10 protein-coding genes and 3 rRNA genes are annotated in these 21,923 nt (G+C 68.5%); 10 read left to right on the top strand and 3 right to left on the bottom strand.

Features of this window, described 5'->3' with window-relative positions; genetic code table 11:
* Positions 1-58 precede the first annotated feature (58 nt).
* Both ACSMTC_RS13040 and ACSMTC_RS13035 read left to right on the top strand, forming a co-directional pair.
* The gene (locus ACSMTC_RS13040) at positions 59-703 is read left to right on the top strand and encodes an SACE_7040 family transcriptional regulator (RefSeq protein WP_436559848.1); all 645 of its coding nucleotides are present in this window, start codon (positions 59-61) and stop codon (positions 701-703) included.
* 394 nt (positions 704-1,097) lie between these two features.
* Positions 1,098-5,183 (top strand): ABC transporter ATP-binding protein, encoded by a 4,086-nt coding sequence (locus ACSMTC_RS13035; RefSeq protein WP_436559847.1) that lies wholly within the window; start codon positions 1,098-1,100, stop codon positions 5,181-5,183.
* A gap of 45 nt (positions 5,184-5,228) precedes the next feature.
* On the opposite strand, the gene ACSMTC_RS13030 is transcribed toward ACSMTC_RS13035, so the two are convergent.
* Positions 5,229-6,107, bottom strand: a complete 879-nt coding sequence (locus ACSMTC_RS13030; RefSeq protein WP_436559846.1) for an ATP-grasp domain-containing protein — start codon at positions 6,105-6,107, stop codon at positions 5,229-5,231.
* Positions 6,108-6,284: 177 nt separating this feature from the next.
* Positions 6,285-7,187, bottom strand: coding sequence for a hypothetical protein (locus ACSMTC_RS13025; RefSeq protein WP_436559845.1), 903 nt, complete (start codon positions 7,185-7,187; stop codon positions 6,285-6,287).
* Between the two features lie 283 nt (positions 7,188-7,470).
* Between ACSMTC_RS13025 and ACSMTC_RS13020 the strand changes: the two genes are divergently transcribed.
* From ACSMTC_RS13020 to ACSMTC_RS12985, 8 genes are all read left to right on the top strand, one after another.
* On the top strand, positions 7,471-9,057 hold the full coding sequence (locus ACSMTC_RS13020; protein WP_436564670.1) for an APC family permease: 1,587 nt from the start codon (positions 7,471-7,473) through the stop codon (positions 9,055-9,057).
* A 287-nt stretch (positions 9,058-9,344) separates the two neighbouring features.
* Positions 9,345-10,358 (top strand): tryptophan--tRNA ligase, encoded by a 1,014-nt coding sequence (gene trpS, locus ACSMTC_RS13015; protein WP_436559844.1) that lies wholly within the window; start codon positions 9,345-9,347, stop codon positions 10,356-10,358.
* 200 nt (positions 10,359-10,558) lie between these two features.
* Positions 10,559-11,518, top strand: a complete 960-nt coding sequence (locus ACSMTC_RS13010; protein WP_436559843.1) for a S66 peptidase family protein — start codon at positions 10,559-10,561, stop codon at positions 11,516-11,518.
* 9 nt (positions 11,519-11,527) lie between these two features.
* Positions 11,528-12,358: a nucleoside/nucleotide kinase family protein gene (locus tag ACSMTC_RS13005; protein WP_436559842.1), complete on the top strand. Its 831-nt coding sequence runs from the start codon at positions 11,528-11,530 to the stop codon at positions 12,356-12,358.
* 591 nt (positions 12,359-12,949) lie between these two features.
* Positions 12,950-14,473 (top strand): 16S ribosomal RNA (locus tag ACSMTC_RS13000).
* Between the two features lie 284 nt (positions 14,474-14,757).
* Positions 14,758-17,868: ribosomal RNA gene (locus ACSMTC_RS12995) — 23S ribosomal RNA — on the top strand.
* An 81-nt stretch (positions 17,869-17,949) separates the two neighbouring features.
* A 5S ribosomal RNA gene (rrf, locus tag ACSMTC_RS12990) occupies positions 17,950-18,066 on the top strand.
* Together the 16S, 23S and 5S rRNA genes form the textbook arrangement of a ribosomal RNA operon.
* Before the next feature lie 71 nt (positions 18,067-18,137).
* On the top strand, positions 18,138-19,010 hold the full coding sequence (locus ACSMTC_RS12985; RefSeq protein ID WP_436559841.1) for a phosphatase PAP2 family protein: 873 nt from the start codon (positions 18,138-18,140) through the stop codon (positions 19,008-19,010).
* Between the two features lie 164 nt (positions 19,011-19,174).
* Here ACSMTC_RS12985 and ACSMTC_RS12980 read toward each other — a convergent pair whose 3' ends face one another.
* Positions 19,175-21,730: a SpoIIE family protein phosphatase gene (locus tag ACSMTC_RS12980; RefSeq protein ID WP_436559840.1), complete on the bottom strand. Its 2,556-nt coding sequence runs from the start codon at positions 21,728-21,730 to the stop codon at positions 19,175-19,177.
* Between the last annotated feature and the right edge of the window lie 193 nt (positions 21,731-21,923).

The raw sequence follows: 21,923 nt of genomic DNA, 5'->3' as shown, positions 1-21,923 counted from the left end.
CGTTAACTCCTGTCGCCCAGGTTAACCCTCGATAACTCGACTGTCTACGATGGACGGCATGTTGAACGCCCAGGCTTCCTCCGCGCTCTCACGCCGCGACCAGATCCGGAAGGAGGCCGCGCGCCTCTTCGCGGCGCGTGGGTTCCTCGGTGTCGGCGTCGACGAGATCGGCAAGGCGGTGGGCATCAGCGGCCCGGGTCTGTACCGGCACTTCTCCGGTAAGGACGCCATGCTCGCCGACCTCCTGGTCGGCATCAGTGAGCGGCTGCTGGACGAAGGCCGTCGCCGGGCGGGCGACGCACCGGACGCGACCGGCGCGCTCGACGCCCTGATCGGCGGGCACGTGGACTTCGCGCTGGACGACCGCGACCTGATCATCCTGCACGACCGCGAGCTGCTCCATCTGAAGGAGGAGGATCGTCGGCGGGTTCGGCGCCTCCAGCGGGGCTATGTGGAGCTCTGGGTGGACGTCGTCCGCCAGGCGTTTCCCGCGCTGGCGGAGGACGGTTCCGAGCAGACCGCCCGGGCGGCGGTGCACGCGGTCTTCGGCCTGCTCAACTCGACCCCGCACAGCGCCGGACCGCAGCTGGCGCAGGGGGAGCGGTCGGGCCTGACCCGGGACAGCATGGCGGCGCTGCTGCACAGTCTGGCGCTGGGCGCGTTCGCCGCCGCGGCTGCCGCCGTGGCGGGTGCGGCCGGCTGACCGGCGGCTGTCGCCGCGGTGGGGCGCGGCCGGTCGACCGGGTGGTCGGGGTGCGCCCTTCGGCCCGTTGGTCAGGGTGCGCCGGCTGATCGGGGTGGTGGTCATGGCGGGCGCGTTCGGCCGACTGGGGTGGGGTGTGGTGCGGCCGTAGCGGCCTTCCGGGGCGGCCCCAGTGTGACCCCGAGGCGGATGGGCGGGCCCTAGGACCAATGGAGGGCCGGGCCGAGACCGCCCGGCCGGTGTCGCGCGGCCGTCGGTTGATCCAGGCTGGTGGGAGACGGGAAGCAGCTCGGGTCGCGCACTGTTCGAGTCACTGCACACCCGTAGGGCCCGCTCGGGCCCCGTCGGAATCTCCGTGGACTCCCACCCGACCGAATGGTTAGTATCCCTAAATATGCCTGAGACTCACGGATCCACAGCGGAGCTTTCGCCAGGCGGCAGGGCAGACCGAGACCTGTCCGGTACAGGCTCGGCGACCACCCGTTCGGCGAGTGGCCCTCACCCCCGTCCCGAGTCGGCCCGGCGGCAACCGGCCGAGCCCGGTTGGCTCACCAGGATCGCGCACTACTGCTGGCGCTACCGCCGGAACGTGCTGCTCTCCTTCGGAGCCTCGCTGGTGGGCATGGCTGTCACGGCCCTCGTCCCGCTGATCACCAAGCTGATCATCGACGACGTCATCACGGCCCACACCCGGCCGCTCGCGCCGTGGGCGGGTGTGCTGCTGCTGGCCGCCGTCCTTGTCTTCCTCTGCACCCAGATCCGCCGGTACTACGGTGGTCAGCTCGCCGTGGACGTGCAGCACGACCTGCGGGCGGACCTCTTCCGCTCGCTCACCAGACTGGACGGCACCCGTCAGGACTCGCTCGACATCGGCCAGGTGGTGGGCCGGGCGACCTCCGACCTCCAGTTGATCAACGGCCTGCTGTCGATGCTGCCGATGATGACCGGCAACTTCCTGATGTTCGGCATGTCGATCCTGGTGATGCTCTGGCTCTCCCCGCCGCTCACCCTGGTCGCGCTGGTGATGGGTCCGCTGCTCTGGTGGATCGCGATGATCAGCCGCAAGCGGCTGTTCCCGGCGACCTGGGCCGCGCAGCAGGAGGCGGCGGCCGTGGCGGGTGTCGTGGACGGGGCCATCGGCGGCGTCCGGGTGGTCAAGGGCTTCGGCCAGGAAGCCCAGGAGCGCGGAAAGCTGGAGCAGGCCTCGCGCAGCCTCTACGGCGCACGGCTCCGCGCGATCCGGCTCACCAGCCGCTACACCCCGGCGATGCAGGCGATGCCCGCGCTCGGGCAGGTCGCCGTGCTCGCCCTCGGTGGCTGGCTCGCGGTCCGGGGCCAGGTCTCGCTGGGCACCTTCGTGGCCTTCTCCGCCTACCTGGCGCAGATGAGCGGTCCGGTCCGCATGCTCACCATGCTGATCACCGTCGGCCAGCAGGCCCGAGCCGGTGTGGAGCGGGTGTTCCAGCTGGTGGACCGGCAGCCCGTGGTGCGGGAGCACGGGGACGCGGCCGACCTCGTCCTCCCCGGCTCGGACCGGCCCGGCGGCTCGGACGGCCGTGTGGTCCGCGCCGTCCCCGGGGCCCCCGCGCTCCAGTTCGACAAGGTGGACTTCCGCTTCGGCGAGGCAGGGGACGGCGCGCAGGACGGGTCGCAGGGCGACTGGCACGACGGTGCGCGGAACGGTGCACGGGACGACGCGCACGGCGGTTCGCCGGACCGTTCGCAGGACGGCTCGCCGCACGGCGGACTCGTCCTCAGGCAGCTGAGCCTGGAACTCGCGGAGGGCGAGACGCTGGCGCTGGTCGGCGCCTCGGGCTCGGGCAAGTCGACCGTCGCCCAACTCGTACCGAGGTTCTACGACCCGACCGCCGGCACCATCCGGCTGTACGGCCACGACCTGCGCGAGCTCACGCTCGACTCGGTGCGCAGCGCCGTCGGGATCGTCCCCGAGGACAGCTTCCTGTTCTCCGAGAGCGTCCGGAACAACATCGCGTACGGCCACCCGGACGCGACCGACGCACAGATCGAGGCGGCGGCCCGGGCCGCGCGGGCGGACGGCTTCATCCGCGAGCTCCCCGAGGGCTACGACACCAAGGTCGGGGAGCAGGGGCTCACCCTCTCCGGCGGCCAGCGGCAGCGGATCGCCCTCGCGCGGGCGATCGTGAGCGACCCGCGGGTCCTGCTGCTGGACGACGCGACCTCCGCGGTGGACCCGCAGATCGAGGCCGAGATCCACGAGGCGCTCAGTGGCGTGATGAGCGGCAGGACCACGCTGCTCATCGCCCACCGCAGGTCCACCCTGCACCTGGCCGACCGGATAGCTGTGCTCGACCACGGCCGCCTGATGGATCTCGGTACCCACGAGGAACTCGAACGGCGATGTCCGCTGTACCGTGCGCTGATCACCGACCCCGACGCCCAGGCCCCCGAGGCCCCGGCACCCGCCGCCGGCCGTGCCGGTGAGCCGGCCGCACCGGTCGGCACTCCGGTCAACGGCACTCCGGTCAACGGCACTCCGGTCAACGGAGCCGAGCGCCCCGGTGGCGCAGGGCGACTCGTCGGAGCCAAGCGGCTCAAGGGGATCGACCGGGCCACTCCGTCCGGGGCCACCGATCCCGACCGGGCGAAGCTGCTCGCCGACGTGGCCGCACTCCCGCCGGCCACCGACATCCCGGACGTCCCGATCCCCGCAGCCGAGGCGAGTGACCCCGGCTTCGGCCTCGCCCGCCTGCTGAAGCCCTTCCGCCGCCCGCTGGCCCTCGCCCTCCTGCTGGTCGCCCTGGACACGGCCGCCGGTCTCGCGCTCCCGGTGCTCATCCGGCACGGTATCGACGACGGCGTCCGCAAGGCCGCGATGTCCGGCGTCGCGGCCGCCGCCCTGGCGGCGCTCGTGATCGTGCTGCTCGACTGGCTGGTCCAGAGCACGGAGACCAGGGTCAGCGGACGGACCGGGGAGCGGGTGCTCTACACCCTGCGGCTCAAGATCTTCGCCCAGCTCAACCGGCTCGGCCTGGACTACTACGAACGCGAGCTGTCCGGCCGGATCATGACCCGGATGACCACCGATGTGGACTCCATATCGTCATTCCTGCAGACCGGTGTGGTCACCGCCGTGATCAGCGTGCTGACCTTCTTCGGGATCCTGATCGCCCTGCTGATCATCGACGCCGGCCTGGCCCTGGTGGTCTTCACGGTGCTGCCGCTGCTGGTGATCGCCACCGTGGTGTTCCGGCGCAAGTCGACCGCCCAGTACCAGATCGCCCGGGACCTGATCAGCACGGTCAACGCCGACCTCCAGGAGAACGTGGCCGGCATGCGGATCGTCCAGGCGTTCCGGCGGCAGGAGACCAACACCACCCGCTTCGTGGCGCGCGGACTGGAGTACCGCGACGCCCGGGTCAAGGCGCAGCTGTACATCTCGCTGTACTTCCCGTTCGTGCAGTTCCTCTCCAGCGCGGCCGCCGCTCTGGTACTGATCGCCGGTGCCTCCCGGGTGGACTCGGGGACGCTCAGCATCGGCGCACTGGTCGCCTACCTGCTCTACATCGACCTCTTCTTCGCGCCGGTCAACCAGCTCTCGCAGGTCTTCGACGGCTACCAGCAGGCGTCCGTCGGCCTCGGCCGGATCCGCGAGCTGCTGCGGACACCGACCAGTACGCCGGACGCGGACGATTCCGTGCCGGTGTCGAAGCTGCGCGGCGAGATCCGGTTCGAGAACGTCGGCTTCGCCTACAACGGCGGCGGCGACGGCAACCCGGACGTCCTGTCGGCCGTCGACCTGCACATCCCGGCCGGGCAGACCGTCGCACTGGTCGGCGAGACCGGCGCGGGGAAGTCCACCCTGGTCAAGCTGGTGGCCCGGTTCTACGACGCGACCGGCGGCACCGTCCGGATCGACGGCACCGACATCACCCGCTACGACCTCGCCCAGTACCGGCACCGGCTCGGTGTCGTCCCGCAGGAGGCGTACCTCTTCGCCGGGACGGTGCGGGAGGCGATCGCGTACGGCCGGACCACCGCGACCGACGCGGAGGTCGAGGCCGCCGCCCGGGCGGTCGGCGCGCACGAGATGATCGTCGAGCTGCCGGGCGGTTACGACCACGAGGTCGCCGCCCGGGGCCGGAACCTCTCCGCCGGGCAGCGCCAGCTGATCGCGCTCGCCCGTGCCGAACTGGTCGCCCCCGACATCCTGCTCCTCGACGAGGCGACCGCGGCGCTCGACCTGGCCACCGAGGCGGCGGTCAACAACGCGGCCGACCGGCTGGCCGGCGGGCGAACCACACTGGTCATCGCCCACCGCCTGACGACCGCCCAGCGTGCGGACCGGATCGTGGTCCTGGACCGCGGCCGGGTGGTGGAGGACGGGACGCACGAGGAACTGCTGCGCCGAGGCGGCACGTACGCCGGGCTGTGGCGGGCCTTCATCGCCGACGGGCAGCTCGACCGGGAGGAGCCGGCGCGAGTGCCGGCGGCGAGCTGAGCACACCGCCGTCGCCGTGCCCCGCTGCCGGCCCCGCTCACCCGCTCACGCGGCGAGGAGCGAGGACAGCAGCGGGGCGGCGTCGATCCCGTGCGGCAGCCCGCTGACCTGGCCGTCACCGACCTCGATCACCCGCCACCCGGGCCCGTCCGCCCGCCGGGCGAGGTCGGTGGTGATGAACCGGCAGCCCAACGCGCGTACCAGCGGCCTGACTTCGGAGAGGTCCGGGTCCACCGTGGCCTGCGGGTGGTCGGGGTGCGGGCCGACCAGGACCGGTTCGCCGTCCACCCACCAGATCCGGGCCTCGACGGTGCGCCCGTCCGCGTCCTTCGTGAACTCCTCGTACCTGCGCAGCACCACGCCGCCGGCCAGGAACTCGCCCTGCAGCGCCACGAACCGGGACACCACCCGGCTGAGCGCGGGCAGATCGGCCAGCTCGGGCACGTAACAGGCTTCGTCCCACTCGTGCTTGCGGGACTTGACGTAGTCCTTCACGACGGCCGGGCCCCGGCCGCCGAGCCGCCGCGCGGCCTCCAGGAGCGCCGCAAGGTCTGGTTCGCCACCGGGGATCCAGGCACTCGGCGGTGTCGCGCCTTCGAAGACCGGATACCAGCCGGGCAGTTCGTGGGCGTCGGCGTACGCGGCGGGAGAGGTCAGCAGTGTGCAGCCGCGTGCCGTGAGGGCGGCGGCGAGTCCGGCGTAGGCCGGTACGGGCACCATCCAACCCCGGTACCAGAACGGCCCGTACGCCTCGGGTACCTGGCGGACCGCCGCGACGGCGTCCCCGGCGAGCAGCGCGTCATGGTCGAGGAGCACGTACTCCCCGCCCAACTCGCGGACGAGCCGCGCCTCCCACACGAAGTGGGGGTCCGGTCGGCGGGGTGTCAGCGGATCGGAGGGCAGGAGGATGACGGGTACCGGCATGGGCCCAGGGTAGAACCGGGGTACCGCCCGGTGCGCCGGAGTTTCCCGCCAACCGCCCGGGGCCCCGTGCGCGGATCCGGGGGCTTGCTTCCCGTGGGTGAACCGGACCGGGGCGGGAGGCGCGGACCGCGGTACCGGCAACCGGCGGTACGGCCTTGCGCCGCGCGGCGGCGGGCGTCAGTTCCCGGTGGCCGCAGGCCCGTTCTCGGTCCGCCAGCAGCGCAGGTCCAGTTCGCGGTCGTGCAGTGCGTCCGGGTTCATCAGCACGGTGAGCCGGGCCCCGGGCAGGTCCCGGAAGCCCAGTCCGGTCTCCGCGAGAAGCTGCTCGGTCGGTACCGACACCGCGATGGCGGCGCGCCAGGAGGGCAGCACGATCAGGCTGGTGCCTGGGCTCAGCCGCACCAGTTCGACCGGTACCCGGCGCGGACCCGAGGAGCTCAACGCGCTCGGCGGTTCGGCGTAGGCCGGGGAGGCGCCGATCAGGACGCCCAGCGGGGCCGACACCTGGTCGTGCGGCTGCGCCTGCGCCGCCGCCCCGGCCGCTGGGGGTGCGGCCGCTGGGGGTGTGGTCGCGACCTCCGCCGGAGTCCCGGCTGCTGCGGGTGCGGTCGCACTCTCCACCGGCTGCCCGGACTCGTTGCCTCCGGGTCTCTGCACCGGTACCGCCGGTCCGGGCGCCGCCCGTTCGGGTTCCGGCGCCGGTGAACTGCGCGGGTGCAGCCGGCTCAGCCGCCGGGAGGGTGTCGGCCGACGGATCCGCCGGAAGTCCTGCCAGTCCGTGAACGGCGCCGTCGGGCCGCCGCCCTGGCCCGGCACCCCGGCGGGTGGAACTCCGCCCGGTCGCCGGCCCTCCGTGGCCCCGGCGAGTTCCAGCAGCCGCCGTACCTCCGACTCCGGCTGTCGGCAGGCCTCCGCCAGCAGCCGGACGTCGGCGCCCTGCTCGTACGCCGTGCGGAGTCTGCTTGCCAGTCCGGCAAGGAGCCAGGCCGCGGTGGTGGCCTCGGCGTCCGCCGCGTCACGGTCGGCCTGCGAGGCCCGGGCCGGGGAGTTGTCGGATGCGGACTGGTCGAGCGAGGTCATCGGTACGGGCCCTCCCGAAGTCGGTCGGATGATCCTCCCGTACGAGCGTGTGACCGGCAAAGGGGTGGAGGAAGACTGACGGAACGTGACCAGGTGCAGCGGACGGCCGGTCAGGTCTCGGCCGCCCCCTCCCGGAGGGTGGCGGGTGAGCCTCAAAACCCTGGAATTTTCCGAATTTTGCTGAAGGTTTACCGAAAACGGTGTTTCATATCACCTTCTTTTGACCTATCCAGCTCGCACTGCTGCTACCTACCCTGCGGTCGTGGTTGATCAGCAGCACGGCATCGGCGGACGGGCAACGACGCCCACCGCCCCGAGGTGTGCCCCGGACAGCGGCACGACCGACTCCGCGGGAGCGGCTCCGCCGACACCGCCCGCCGGGGGCAAGGGGCTGCGCGGCAACTCGGTCGGGCTGGTCAGCAGCGTCGTGCTGGGCGTCTCCACCGTCGCTCCGGTCTACTGCCTGACCGCCACGCTCGGCCCGACCGTCACCGCGGTCGGCGTCCAGATGCCGGCGGTCTTCCTCGCCGGCTTCCTGCCGATGCTGCTGGTCGCCTTCGCGTACAAGGAGCTCAACAAGGCGTTCCCGGACTGCGGCACCTCCTTCACCTGGACGGTGAAGGCCTTCGGTCCCCGCATCGGCTGGATGGCGGGCTGGGGCCTGACGGTTGCGACGATCATCGTGCTCTCCAACCTCGCCGGAGTCGCCGCCGACTTCATCTACCTGATGCTCGGTGAGATCACCGGCAGCGACCGGGTCGCCGGACTGGGCGATGCCAGGGCGGTCCACCTCGTCACCGTGCTGCTGCTCATCGGCGCCGCCACCACGATGAGTTACCGGGGCGTGACCTCCACCAGATGGTTCCAGTACACCCTGGTCGGTCTCCAGCTGGCGGTGCTGCTGCTCTTCGCGGGCGTCGCCATCGGCAGGGCCGTCTCGGGGGACCTGCCCGGCTCGCTGGGCTTCTCCGCGAGCTGGTTCAACCCGCTGGACGTCAGCTCGTTCAGCGCGTTCACCGCCGGGCTGTCGCTCTCGATCTTCATGTACTGGGGCTGGGACACCTGCCTGACCATGAACGAGGAGACCCTCGGCAGCGCCAGGACCCCCGGCCGCGCCGCGATGATCTCGATGGTCACCCTGGTCGGCTCGTACCTCCTGGTCGCCGTGGCGTCCCAGATGTTCGCCGGGACCGGCAGCACCGGGACCGGCCTCGGCAACCCGGCGACTGCGGACAACGTGTTCGCCGCGCTGGCCCGGCCTGTGCTCGGCACGCCGTGGAGCATCCTGCTCTTCCTGGCCGTCGTCGCCAGCGCCGCCGCCAGCCTGCAGACCACCTTCATCCCGGTCGCCCGTACCCTGCTGGCGATGAGCGCCTACCGGGCCGTCCCGCCGCGCTTCGGCACCGTCCACCCGGAGCACCGCACCCCGGGCTTCGCCACCCTCGCGGCCGGCGGCGCGACCGCGCTGTTCTACGTCGGTCTGAGCCTGATCAGTTCGGACGTCCTGCTGGACACCATCCAGGCCCTCGGGCTGATGATCTGCTTCTACTACGCACTCACGGCCTTCGCCTGCGTCTGGTACTTCCGCCGCGAACTCCTCGGCAGCCCACGGGATCTGGTGCTCAAGGGAGTCGCGCCGCTGCTCGGCGGTGTGCTGCTGACGGCGGTCTTCATCCAGACCCTGGTCGGCTCCTTCCACGCCGACTACGGCAGCGGCTCGGTACTCGGAGTCGGCTCGGTGTTCGTCATCGGCGTCGGCATCCTGCTGCTCGGTGCCGTCCTGATGACCGCCTACAGCGTCAGCCGACCCGAGTTCTTCCGCGGTGAGACCCTCCGCAAGGACACCCCGGCCATGGTCGTCGAAGACTGACCGGGCATCGGCCGTCCGGAACGGGCATGGCGGCAACCGGCCGAGAGGCGCTACCCTCGAAGGCATGAAGCATCTGCCGTGCCTGAGCTGGTGGCCGTCCTAGGACGGCCACCACTCCTGCATGACCACCGGGCCGTCCGTACGGGCGGCCCTGATGCTTTACCTCCTCGCGGGCCGCACCGACGGACGCGCCCACCGGCACACCGCCGCCGCCGGCGGCGCCCACGTGCCGACGCACCGTCAGCCCACCGGCAACCGCCGCCGGCCCGCCCGAAGGAGAACCCGCAGTGCAGACCAGCACCGCCCAGGTCCAGCAGGACCCCAGCCGCTACCGCGTCCTCACTGGAGACCGCCCGACCGGACCGCTCCACCTCGGCCACTACTTCGGCACCCTGCAGAACCGGGTCCGGCTGCAGCGGCTCGGCGTCGAACTGTTCGTGGTCATCCCCGACTACCAGGTACTCACCGACCGCGACATCGCCGACCGCCCCGCCGAACGCGCCGAGGAACTCGTCCTCGACTACCTGGCCGCAGGCATCGATCCCGAGCGCGCCACGATCTTCACCCACAGCGCCGTGCCGGCGCTGAACCAGCTGCTGCTCCCCTTCCTCAGCCTGGTGAGCGTCGCCGAACTCCAGCGGAACCCCACGGTCAAGGACGAGATCGCGCACTCCCGGCAGAGCTCGGTCAGCGGGCTGATGCTCACCTACCCCGTGCACCAGGCCGCCGACATCCTCTCCTGCAAGGGGAACCTGGTCCCGGTCGGCCAGGACCAGCTGCCGCACCTGGAGACCGCGCGGACCATCGCCCGCCGCTTCAACGACCGCTACGGCGCCGCGGTCTTCACCGAACCCGAGGCACTGCTCTCCGAAGCCCCGCTGCTGCTGGGCACCGACGGCGGCAAGATGAGCAAGAGCCGGGGCAACGCCATCACCCTCGGTGCGGACGAGGACCGGACCGCCCGGCTGATCCGGGGGGCCAAGACCGACACCGAACGGCGGATCGGCTACGACCCCGAGCAGCGGCCCGAGGTGTCCAGCCTGCTTCTGCTCGCGGCCCTGTGCGAAGGCGGAGAACCGCAGGAGATCGCCGAGGAGATCGGTGACCGCGGCTCGGCCGCACTGAAGCAGCGGGTCACCGAGGCGGTGAACGAGTACTTCCGCCCGCACCGCACCCGCCGGGCCGAGCTCGCGGCCGACCGGGCCCACCTGCGGGCCGTCCTGCGAGCCGGGAACGAACGCGCCAACGCGGTCGCCGACGCCACGCTGGCCGAGGTCCGGGAGGTCATGGGCATGCGCTGAAGGCTTCGCGCTGGTGCTGCGCTCCTTCGCACCGGTGTAGCGCCCCCTTTTGTAACGCCCCTTCTCCGTGGTGCGCGGTCGGGCCCCTGGTACTCGGCTCCCGGCTCCGGGTACTCGGCCGGGCCGGACCGCGCACCGGATCGGGCATACGGTGTGATGCCCGATCACCGCCCACCGACTCCCCAAGAGAGGTCCCGCTGATGGTTCGGCTCCAGCCACCCGCTTCCGACCGGCGTCCGCGCCGTCTGGTCCCCGGGGACCGAGTCGCCCTGGTCGCTCCGAGCGGCCCGCTCGAACCCGACCGGCTCGCCGCCGGCATCGAGATCCTCCACGGCTGGGGCCTCGACGTCGTACCGGCCGAGCACCTCCAGGACACCCACCCGGCCCTCCGCCACCTGGCCGGCACCGACGCCGACCGCGCCGCGGACTTCCAGCGCGCCTGGCTCGACCCCACCATCGCCGCCGTCATCTGCGCCCGCGGCGGATTCGGAGTGCAGCGGATGGCGGACCTCCTCGACTGGGACGCACTCCGTACCGCCCCGCCGAAAGCGCTGGTGGGATTCAGCGACATCACGATCCTGCACGAGGCCGTCTCGCAGCGCCTCGGCATCCCCACGCTCTACGGGCCGATGGCTTCGAGTGCCGCCTTCATCAGCGACGGCCCGACGGCCGAGCACCTCCGCCGTACCCTCTTCCACCCGGCGGACACGCTCGTCCTCACCTCGACCACCGCGGCGGCGCTGGTGCCGGGCCGGGCCCGCGGCATCACGGCCGGCGGTTGCGCCTCCACCCTCGCCGCAGACCGAGGCACCCCGACCGCCCGGGCCTCCTTCGCCGGAGCGATCCTTCTGCTGGAGGACGTCAACGAGCATCCGTACCAGCTTGACCGCATCCTCACCCAGCTGATCCGCACCGGCGCCCTCGACGGCGTGGCGGGCATCGTGCTCGGCTCCTGGGAAGGCTGCGGTCCGCTCGACCGGGTACGCGAGGTCATGCTCGACCGGCTCGCCCCACTCGGCGTACCGGTCCTGTGGGAACTCGGGTTCGGCCACTGCCCCACCAGTCTCACCGTGCCGCTCGGCGTCCCGGCCCACCTCGACGCCGATGCGGGCAGGCTGACCCTGGAAGCTCCGGTTCTCCAGACCGGCACCGATGAGTAGGGTGCGGCCATGCACGTGGACGGCCACAGCGAGCGCACCCCTTCCGACGCCTCCGCGCCGCAGAGCCGTGCCCCGCACGCCCCTGCGGCGACGGGCACGGAGCACGGCGGCCGCGTAGTGGCCACAGGCGCAGGACGTTCTCCGAACGGACCACCGCTGATCAGCGGACGCGCGGAGCTCGTCGCATCGGCCCTCCGACTGCTCCACGACCGCACCAACGCCATCGGCCGCACCATCCTCGGCCTGGCAGGGCCGCCCGGGGCCGGAAAGTCCACCCTGGCCCGTTACCTGGTCGACGAGATAAACCGCCAGAAGGGCTCCGGCACCGCCGCCTATCTCCCGTTGGACGGTTTCCATCTCTCCAACGCCCAGCTGGCACGCCTGGGACTGCACGACCGCAAGGGGTCCCCGCTCACCTTCGACGCACAGGGTTACGTCGTCCTGCTGCGCAGAGTCCTCGCCGAGCGCTTCCACGACGTGTACGTCCCCGACTTCGACCGGGTTCTCGACGAACCGATCGCCGCCCAGCACGTGATCCGACCGCACACCCGACTCGTCATCACCGAGGGCAACTACCTCGCCAGCGCCGACGCCCCCTGGTCCGAGGCCCGCGTCCTGCTGGGCGAACTCTGGTACGTGGACACCGCCGACGACGTGCGGGACACCCGCCTGATGCACCGGCACACCGAGGGCGGCCGGGCTCCGGAGGCCGCCCGCCAGCGGATCACGTCCAACGACCACCCGAACGGTGAGTACATCAAGACAGGCCGCGAGGCATGCACCCGGATCGTCGGCCACTGGGATTTGCCTTCGGCCCCGGACAGGGGTAGTGTTCCCTAGTCGCTCGGCAGGGAGCACCGGACACGCATCGGCGCGGACGGTCCCGGGGCGGCCAATCCTCTGAAACACCACTTCTTCTGTTCGAGCTGAGTCGTGCATTGTCGCGGCTTGGTGCGAATTGCCGTGTTGTTTTTCTGGATTGTGGCTGGATTCGCTTTTCGGAGCGGGGGTCGGCTAAAGTTTTGGACGTCGGACGGGCCGTCAGGTCGGGTCCGGCGGAAAGCCTCCTGAAGGCCGGGAAGCGCGAAAGGCTCTGATAGAGTCTGGAACGCCGAAAGGCCGAAGGAAAGCGGATCGGGTGAGTGAAACTCCGGAAAACGGAGCGGAAAACATCTGATAAGCTGGAAACACGAAAGAACGAAGCGCCCGGAGGGCCCGCTGGAAGGCGGCTCGAAGGAAGCGTCCGTTCCTTGAGAACTCAACAGCGTGCCAAAAGTCAACGCCAGATATGTTGACATCCCCGGCGAGACCATCCGGTCTTGTTGGAGATTCCTTTTGTAATACACAGCGAGGACGCAGTGCGCGGGATCACCCTATTCCGGTGGTTGCCGTGCCGCTCAACGCGAGTGTTGACCCGATCACGGGTAATCATTCACGGAGAGTTTGATCCTGGCTCAGGACGAACGCTGGCGGCGTGCTTAACACATGCAAGTCGAACGGTGAAGCCCTTCGGGGTGGATCAGTGGCGAACGGGTGAGTAACACGTGGGAAATCTGCCCTGCACTCTGGGACAAGCCTTGGAAACGAGGTCTAATACCGGATATGACCTTCCTCTGCATGGGGGTTGGTGGAAAGCTCCGGCGGTGCAGGATGATCCCGCGGCCTATCAGCTTGTTGGTGGGGTAATGGCCTACCAAGGCGACGACGGGTAGCCGGCCTGAGAGGGCGACCGGCCACACTGGGACTGAGACACGGCCCAGACTCCTACGGGAGGCAGCAGTGGGGAATATTGCACAATGGGCGAAAGCCTGATGCAGCGACGCCGCGTGAGGGATGACGGCCTTCGGGTTGTAAACCTCTTTCAGCAGGGAAGAAGCGAAAGTGACGGTACCTGCAGAAGAAGCACCGGCTAACTACGTGCCAGCAGCCGCGGTAATACGTAGGGTGCGAGCGTTGTCCGGAATTATTGGGCGTAAAGAGCTCGTAGGCGGCCTGTCGCGTCGGATGTGAAAGCCCGGGGCTTAACCCCGGGTCTGCATTCGATACGGGCAGGCTAGAGTGTGGTAGGGGAGATCGGAATTCCTGGTGTAGCGGTGAAATGCGCAGATATCAGGAGGAACACCGGTGGCGAAGGCGGATCTCTGGGCCATTACTGACGCTGAGGAGCGAAAGCGTGGGGAGCGAACAGGATTAGATACCCTGGTAGTCCACGCCGTAAACGTTGGGAACTAGGTGTTGGCGACATTCCACGTCGTCGGTGCCGCAGCTAACGCATTAAGTTCCCCGCCTGGGGAGTACGGCCGCAAGGCTAAAACTCAAAGGAATTGACGGGGGCCCGCACAAGCAGCGGAGCATGTGGCTTAATTCGACGCAACGCGAAGAACCTTACCAAGGCTTGACATACACCGGAAACTGGCAGAGATGTCAGCCCCCTTGTGGTCGGTGTACAGGTGGTGCATGGTTGTCGTCAGCTCGTGTCGTGAGATGTTGGGTTAAGTCCCGCAACGAGCGCAACCCTTGTTCTGTGTTGCCAGCATGCCTTTCGGGGTGATGGGGACTCACAGGAGACTGCCGGGGTCAACTCGGAGGAAGGTGGGGATGACGTCAAATCATCATGCCCCTTATGTCTTGGGCTGCACACGTGCTACAATGGTCGGTACAAAGGGCTGCGATGCCGTGAGGCGGAGCGAATCCCAAAAAGCCGGCCTCAGTTCGGATTGGGGTCTGCAACTCGACCCCATGAAGTTGGAGTTGCTAGTAATCGCAGATCAGCATGCTGCGGTGAATACGTTCCCGGGCCTTGTACACACCGCCCGTCACGTCACGAAAGTCGGTAACACCCGAAGCCGGTGGCCTAACCCGTAAGGGGAGGAGCCGTCGAAGGTGGGACCAGCGATTGGGACGAAGTCGTAACAAGGTAGCCGTACCGGAAGGTGCGGCTGGATCACCTCCTTTCTAAGGAGCACATAGCCGACTGCGAGCGAATGTCTCGCACGGTTGCTCATGGGTGGAACGTTGACTATTCGGCACGGTTCGGAATCTTCCGCTAGTACTGCCCTTCGGGGCGTGGAACGCGGTGTGTGACTGGATTGTGTCGGGCACGTTGTTGGGTCCTGAGGGAACGGCTGTATGGCTGTTACCTCTAGGATGCCGGTCTCATGTGATGGAGCCCTGTGGGGTTTCGGAGTGTGGGTGACTGGTCGTTGTTTGAGAACTGCACAGTGGACGCGAGCATCTGTGGCCAAGTTTTTAAGGGCGCACGGTGGATGCCTTGGCACCAGGAACCGATGAAGGACGTGGGAGGCCGCGATAGTCCCCGGGGAGTCGTCAACCAGGCTTTGATCCGGGGGTTTCCGAATGGGGAAACCCGGCAGTCGTCATGGGCTGTCACCCGCTGCTGAACACATAGGCAGTGTGGAGGGAACGCGGGGAAGTGAAACATCTCAGTACCCGCAGGAAGAGAAAACAACCGTGATTCCGGGAGTAGTGGCGAGCGAAACCGGATGAGGCTAAACCTTGAGCGTGTGAGACCCGGCAGGGGTTGCGCTTGAGGGGTCGTGGGTTTTTTCTTGATCGGTCTGCCGGCCGGTCGGCGAGTCAGAAACCGTATGGGTAGTCGAAGGACATGCGAAAGGTCCGGCGTAGAGGGTAAGACCCCCGTAGACGAAATCTGTACGGCTCGCTTGAAGAATACCCAAGTAGCACGGGGCCCGAGAAATCCCGTGTGAATCTGGCGGGACCACCCGCTAAGCCTAAATATTCCCTGGTGACCGATAGCGGATAGTACCGTGAGGGAATGGTGAAAAGTACCGCGGGAGCGGAGTGAAATAGTACCTGAAACCGTGTGCCTACAAGCCGTGGGAGCGTCGTCACTTCGGTGGCCGTGACTGCGTGCCTTTTGAAGAATGAGCCTGCGAGTTTGCGGTGTGTAGCGAGGTTAACCCGTGTGGGGTAGCCGTAGCGAAAGCGAGTCCGAATAGGGCGTTTGAGTTGCATGCCCAAGACCCGAAGCGGAGTGATCTAGCCATGGGCAGGTTGAAGCGTGGGTAAGACCACGTGGAGGACCGAACCCACCAGGGTTGAAAACCTGGGGGATGACCTGTGGTTAGGGGTGAAAGGCCAATCAAACTCCGTGATAGCTGGTTCTCCCCGAAATGCATTTAGGTGCAGCGTCGCGTGTTTCTTGCCGGAGGTAGAGCACTGGATAGGCGATGGGCCTTACCGGGTTACTGACCTTAGCCAAACTCCGAATGCCGGTAAGTGAGAGCGCGGCAGTGAGACTGTGGGGGATAAGCTCCATGGTCGAGAGGGAAACAGCCCAGAACACCGACTAAGGTCCCTAAGCGTGTGCTAAGTGGGAAAGGATGTGGAGTCGCAGAGACAACCAGGAGGTTGGCTTAGAAGCAGCCACCCTTGAAAGAGTGCGTAATAGCTCACTGGTCAAGTGATTCCGCGCCGACAATGTAGCGGGGCTCAAGCACATCACCGAAGTCGTGTCATTGCAGCAATACTCCTAACGGGGGCTGTGATGGGTAGGGGAGCGTCGTGTGCCGGGTGAAGCGGCCGAGGAATCGAGTCGTGGACGGTATACGAGTGAGAATGCAGGCATGAGTAGCGATACAAGAGTGGGAAACTCTTGCGCCGATTGACCAAGGGTTCCTGGGTCAAGCTGATCTGCCCAGGGTAAGTCGGGACCTAAGGCGAGGCCGACAGGCGTAGTCGATGGACAACGGGTTGATATTCCCGTACCCGCTTTGAAGCGCCAACGCTGAACCCTCTGATGCTAAGCCCGTGAAGCCGTCCCGGAGTCTTCGGACAATGGGGAGTGGTGGAGCCGGTGACCCGAGGTGGTAGTAGGTGAGCGATGGGGTGACGCAGGAAGGTAGTCCAGCCCGGGCGGTGGTTGTCCCGGGGTAAGGGTGTAGGACGTAGGGTAGGCAAATCCGCCCTGCAATAGTCTGAGACCTGATGCCGAGCCGATTGTGGTGAAGTGGATGATCCTATGCTGTCGAGAAAAGCCTCTAGCGAGTTTCATGGCGGCCCGTACCCCAAACCGACTCAGGTGGTCAGGTAGAGAATACCGAGGCGTTCGGGTGAACTATGGTTAAGGAACTCGGCAAAATGCCCCCGTAACTTCGGGAGAAGGGGGGCCATTCCTGGTGATGAGTCTTGCACTCTGAGCTGGGGGTGGCCGCAGAGACCAGCGAGAAGCGACTGTTTACTAAAAACACAGGTCCGTGCGAAGCCGTAAGGCGATGTATACGGACTGACGCCTGCCCGGTGCTGGAACGTTAAGGGGACCGGTTAGTCCGATTTCGGTCGGGCGAAGCTGAGAACTTAAGCGCCAGTAAACGGCGGTGGTAACTATAACCATCCTAAGGTAGCGAAATTCCTTGTCGGGTAAGTTCCGACCTGCACGAATGGCGTAACGACTTCTCGACTGTCTCAACCATAGGCCCGGTGAAATTGCATTACGAGTAAAGATGCTCGTTTCGCGCAGCAGGACGGAAAGACCCCGGGACCTTTACTATAGCTTGATATTGGTGTTCGGTTCGGCTTGTGTAGGATAGGTGGGAGACTTTGAAGCTGTGACGCCAGTCATGGTGGAGTCGCCGTTGAAATACCACTCTGGTCGTGCTGGATGTCTAACCTGGGTCCGTGATCCGGATCAGGGACAGTGTCTGGTGGGTAGTTTAACTGGGGCGGTTGCCTCCTAAAGGGTAACGGAGGCGCCCAAAGGTTCCCTCAGCCTGGTTGGCAATCAGGTGTTGAGTGTAAGTGCACAAGGGAGCTTGACTGTGAGACTGACGGGTCGAGCAGGTACGAAAGTAGGGACTAGTGATCCGGCGGTGGCTTGTGGAAGCGCCGTCGCTCAACGGATAAAAGGTACCCCGGGGATAACAGGCTGATCTTCCCCAAGAGTCCATATCGACGGGATGGTTTGGCACCTCGATGTCGGCTCGTCGCATCCTGGGGCTGGAGTAGGTCCCAAGGGTTGGGCTGTTCGCCCATTAAAGCGGTACGCGAGCTGGGTTTAGAACGTCGTGAGACAGTTCGGTCCCTATCCGCTGTGCGCGTAGGAGTGTTGAGAAGGGCTGTCCCTAGTACGAGAGGACCGGGACGGACGAACCTCTGGTGTGCCAGTTGTTCTGCCAAGGGCATGGCTGGTTGGCTACGTTCGGGAGGGATAACCGCTGAAAGCATCTAAGCGGGAAGCCTGCTTCGAGATGAGCACTCCCACCTCCTTGAGAGGGTAAGGCTCCCAGTAGACGACTGGGTTGATAGGCCGGATATGGAAGCCTCGTGAGGGGTGGAGTTGACCGGTACTAATAGGCCGAGGGCTTGTCCTCAGTTGCTCGCGTCCACTGTGTTGTTCTGAAACAACGACCCCGACCCTGTGTGGGTTGGTGCGGTTGATAGTTTCATAGTGTTTCGGTGGTCATAGCGTGAGGGAAACGCCCGGTTACATTCCGAACCCGGAAGCTAAGCCTTACAGCGCCGATGGTACTGCAGGGGGGACCCTGTGGGAGAGTAGGACGCCGCCGAACAAATTTTGATAGCAGAAAGCCCCTCCCGGGATCGGGAGGGGCTTTCTGCATTTCTGCGTTAATCTCTGCCAATGCAGAACCTGACCCTTACGTGGCAGACCGCCGGCGGTGCGGCGGTGGTCCTGTTCGGCGCCGCGTATGCGGTCAAGCGCGCCACTCATGCCGGACCGGCCGCGCGTGGTGCCGGTACGGCCGCGGTGTTGCGGGAGGCCGGCATTCTGCTGGGGCTCTTCGCGCTCTGGCAGTTGGTCGGCCATCTCTCGGTGATGAGCGCGGACCATGCGCTGGACCGGGCGGAGTGGATCCACCGGACCGAGCTTCGGCTGGGTCTGCCGGACGAGGCGGCCTGGCAGCGCGCGGTCGAGGGGCACGGCTGGCTGGTCACCGGCGCCGACTACTACTACGCGACCATGCACTTCGGTGTGATGCTCGTGCTGCTGCTCTGGCTGTTCCTGCGGCACCGGGACCGCTACCGCAGGGTCCGGACCACGGTGGTGCTGACCACGGCGGCCTGCCTGGTGATCCAGTTCATTCCGGTCGCACCGCCCCGCATGCTGCCGGAGAGCGGGTTCGTGGACCTGGCGGCGGAGCACGGGCAGTCGGTGTACGGCGGCGGGGTCGGCGGTGTGGTGGCGGATCAGCTGTCCGCGATGCCCTCGGTCCATGTGGCGTGGTGCGTGATCGTGGCGGTGGCCGTGGTGCAGGTCGCGCGTGGGCCGTGGCGGTGGCTGGCCGTGCTGCATCCGCTGATCACGGTGGTGGTCGTGGTGGTGACGGCGAACCACTTCTGGGCGGACGGCATCGTGGCGGTGGCACTGCTGTCGGTGGTGTACCTGGTGCAGTACGCGGCCGGCGGCTGGCGGACGGATGCCGACGAGCCGGCCGTCACGGCCGCCCGGGCGGAGGGCCGGCTCGGGGAGCAGCCGTCCGTGAGCCGGTCCTGAGGGCTCAGGGGTGACCGGTACGGCCAGGGGGTGCTCCCGACCCCCGAGAGGCCCAGGGACCCCCTTCCGCCGTCAGCGGAGGCCGCGCCTGCCGGTCAGTTCGGCGGCGGGGCGGTTGCGCCCCGGTCGCTGCCGGTGGGTCGCGTGGGCCGCGTGGCGGCCGGTCAGCCGGCCTGCCGGTCGGGCACCCGGAGGGTGAGGATCGCCATGTCGTCCGAGGGCGGCTCGGGCGCGAAGCGCTCCACCGCACGTTGGACGCGTGCCGCGATCGCTCCGGCGGTCAGCCCGGTGCAGCCGCTGAGGACCTGGGCGAGTCCGTCGTCGCCCAGCATCCGTGATCCCTCGCGGCGTTCGGTGACACCGTCGGTGACGCAGAGCAGCACCTCGCCGGGGTGGAGTACCAACTCCTCGGCCTCCAGCTCCAGTTCCTCCAGCACGCCGAGCAGGGGCTGTGGCGAGGCGGCCGGTTCGACCTGTCCGTCGGTGCGCAGGCGCAGTGGCAGCGGGTGGCCCGCGCAGACCAGGGACAGTGCGGTGCTGCCGTCCGGGCGGGGCGTCAACTCCCCGTAGAGCAGGGTGAGGAAGCGGCTGCGGGCGCCCTCGTCGAGGATGGCCGCGTTGAGGCGGGCGAGGACCTGCGGGGCGCCCAGGCCCTCGCGGGCGAGCAGGCGCAGCGAGTGGCGGGCCAGGCCGGTGACCGAGGCGGCCTCGGGGCCGGTGCCGCAGACGTCGCCGATCGCGAAGCCATAGGTGCCCGGGCGGATCGGGAAGATGTCGTAGAAGTCGCCGCCGACCTCGTTGCCCTCGCCGGCGGCCTGGTAGAAGACCTCCACCTCGACGCCCGGGATCCTGGGCAACTCGGGCGGCAGCAGGGCGCGTTGGAAGGCCTGGCTGGTGGCGGTGCGCTCGGAGTAGAGCCGGGAGTTGTCGAGTGCCAGGGCGGCCCGGCGGGACAGGTCCTCGGCGAGTTCGAGCATCTCCTGGCGGAACCGGACGCCGGTGCCCACCCCGAGGACCAGCAGGCCGATCACCCGGTTGCGGGCGGCGAGCGGCAGTACCACGGTCTCGCCGAGCAGTCCGGCCAGTTCGGGGCTGTCGGCCAGGCCGGCGGCACGGGCGGTCTCCAGCGGGCCCTTCCAGAACCGGGCGCCGGGTGCCGGGTCGGTCTCGGGCGCGGGGGTCTTGTCGAGCAGGGCGCGCAGGGGGTCGATCCGGTCCTCGTCCTCGTGCAGCACGAAGGCGAGGTCGGCGCCGCCGCTCTGGTCGGCGGTGGTGTAGACGGCGCACCAGGCGGCGAGGGTGGGGACCGCCATCTGGGCCATCAGGGCGAGGGTCTGCCGGTGTTCCAGGGTGCCGGCCAGCAGGTCGGAGGCCTCGACCAGGAAGGAGAGCGAGCCCCTGCGCAGTCGTTCGAGCTCGGTGAGCCGGGCGCTCTCCAGGGCGAGGGCGATCCGGTCGGCGGCGAACTGGAGGCGCAGCGCGTCCTCGTTGTCGTACCGGCCGGGGGTGGCGGCGGCCACGCCGAGCGAGCCGGTGAGGCGGCCCTCGACCTTGAGCGGGACGGTGATCAGCGAGCGCAGTCCGCTACCGCTGAGCAGCGGCGCCGAGCTGGGCCGCACCGAGAGGTCCTCGTGCACCGCGGGCAGCCGGGCGGAGTCGAAGCCGCGGCCGGCGCCGGCCTCGACCGGGATCGGGCGGTGGTGGCGGCCGAGCGGGTTCAGCCCGGTGGCCGCGCGGACCTCGAACTCGGTCTCGTCGTCGCTGGTGAGCATCAGGTACGCGGCGTCGGCGTCGAGCAGGTCGCGGGCGCGTTCGACGACGCGCTGGAGCAGGCCGCCGAGGTCGTGCTGGTCGACCGGGCCGACCAGCAGGTCCAGCGGTTCGATGGCCGAGGGGGTTTCGGCGGTGGTGCTCGGGGAGCGCAGTACGCCGCGGTCGGTCTCACGGACCAGCAGGCAGAGGGTGGACGCGGTGCCGTGGGTGTCGCGGACCCGGACCTGGAGGCCGTACACCTCGGCGACCCGGCCGTCCGCGCGGCGCAGCCCGAAGCCGCCCTCCCAGCGGGCCAGTCGGAGCGTCTCGGCGAGGCCCAGGCCCATCCCGGAGCTCTGCGGCCAGACGGCCAGCTCGCTCCAGGGGCGGCCGACGACCTGGCCGGCGGGGTGCTGGAAGAGCGCTTCGGCGTCCGGGTTCCAGGCGCGGACCAGGCCGTGCTCGTCGACCTGGACGACGGCGACCCGCACCGGGGCCTCGGCGTCCGGGAGTTCGCCGCCGGGGAGGCTGGGGAGGGCGTAGCGGGTGCCGGTGACCTGCTCGGGCAGCGGCAGCCGGAACCAGACGGTCTTCTGTCCGGTCGCGTACTCGACGCCCCAGCGGCTGGCGAGCGCGGAGCACATCAGCAGGCCGCGGCCGCCCTCGCCGTCCGGGTCGGCGTAGCGGTCGGAGGAGGCGGGGACGTTGGCGAAGGACGGCAGGCCGCGTTCGGGGTGGCGGTCGGTCACCTCGATCCGTACCGAGTCCTCCTCGCGCAGGCAGGCGACCTCGGCGGCGGTGCCGGCGTGCACCACGGCGTTGGTGACGAGTTCGCTGACCAGGACGACGGCGTCGTCGACGACCTCGGGCAGGCCCCAGCCGAGCAGGGCGTCGCGGACGAAGCCGCGCGCGGCGGCGGCCGAGCGGCCGACCGGTTCGAAGGTGGCGGTTGCGCGCGCGGTGACCACGTGCCACTTCTCCCATCAGGTCGCTCGACGGCTCTGCTCCGGCCTGCTGGCACCGGCCGGGAATGACTTCCCGGCGGCACCGGCCGGGAACCCCTCCCGGCCTGGCCGACCTGGCGGCGGGTGTCGGGGTATGGGGAGCGCCCATGGCCAGGTGCAGCGCTCCACCCTACTTTCCGCTTGGTACCCCGTGGGC

Source organism: Kitasatospora sp. HPM-01-4 (assembly GCF_051374625.1).
Lineage (GTDB): Bacteria > Actinomycetota > Actinomycetes > Streptomycetales > Streptomycetaceae > Kitasatospora.
The sequence above is the reverse complement of the archived record's forward strand: the minus strand, read 5'-3'. Positions and strand labels throughout refer to the sequence as shown.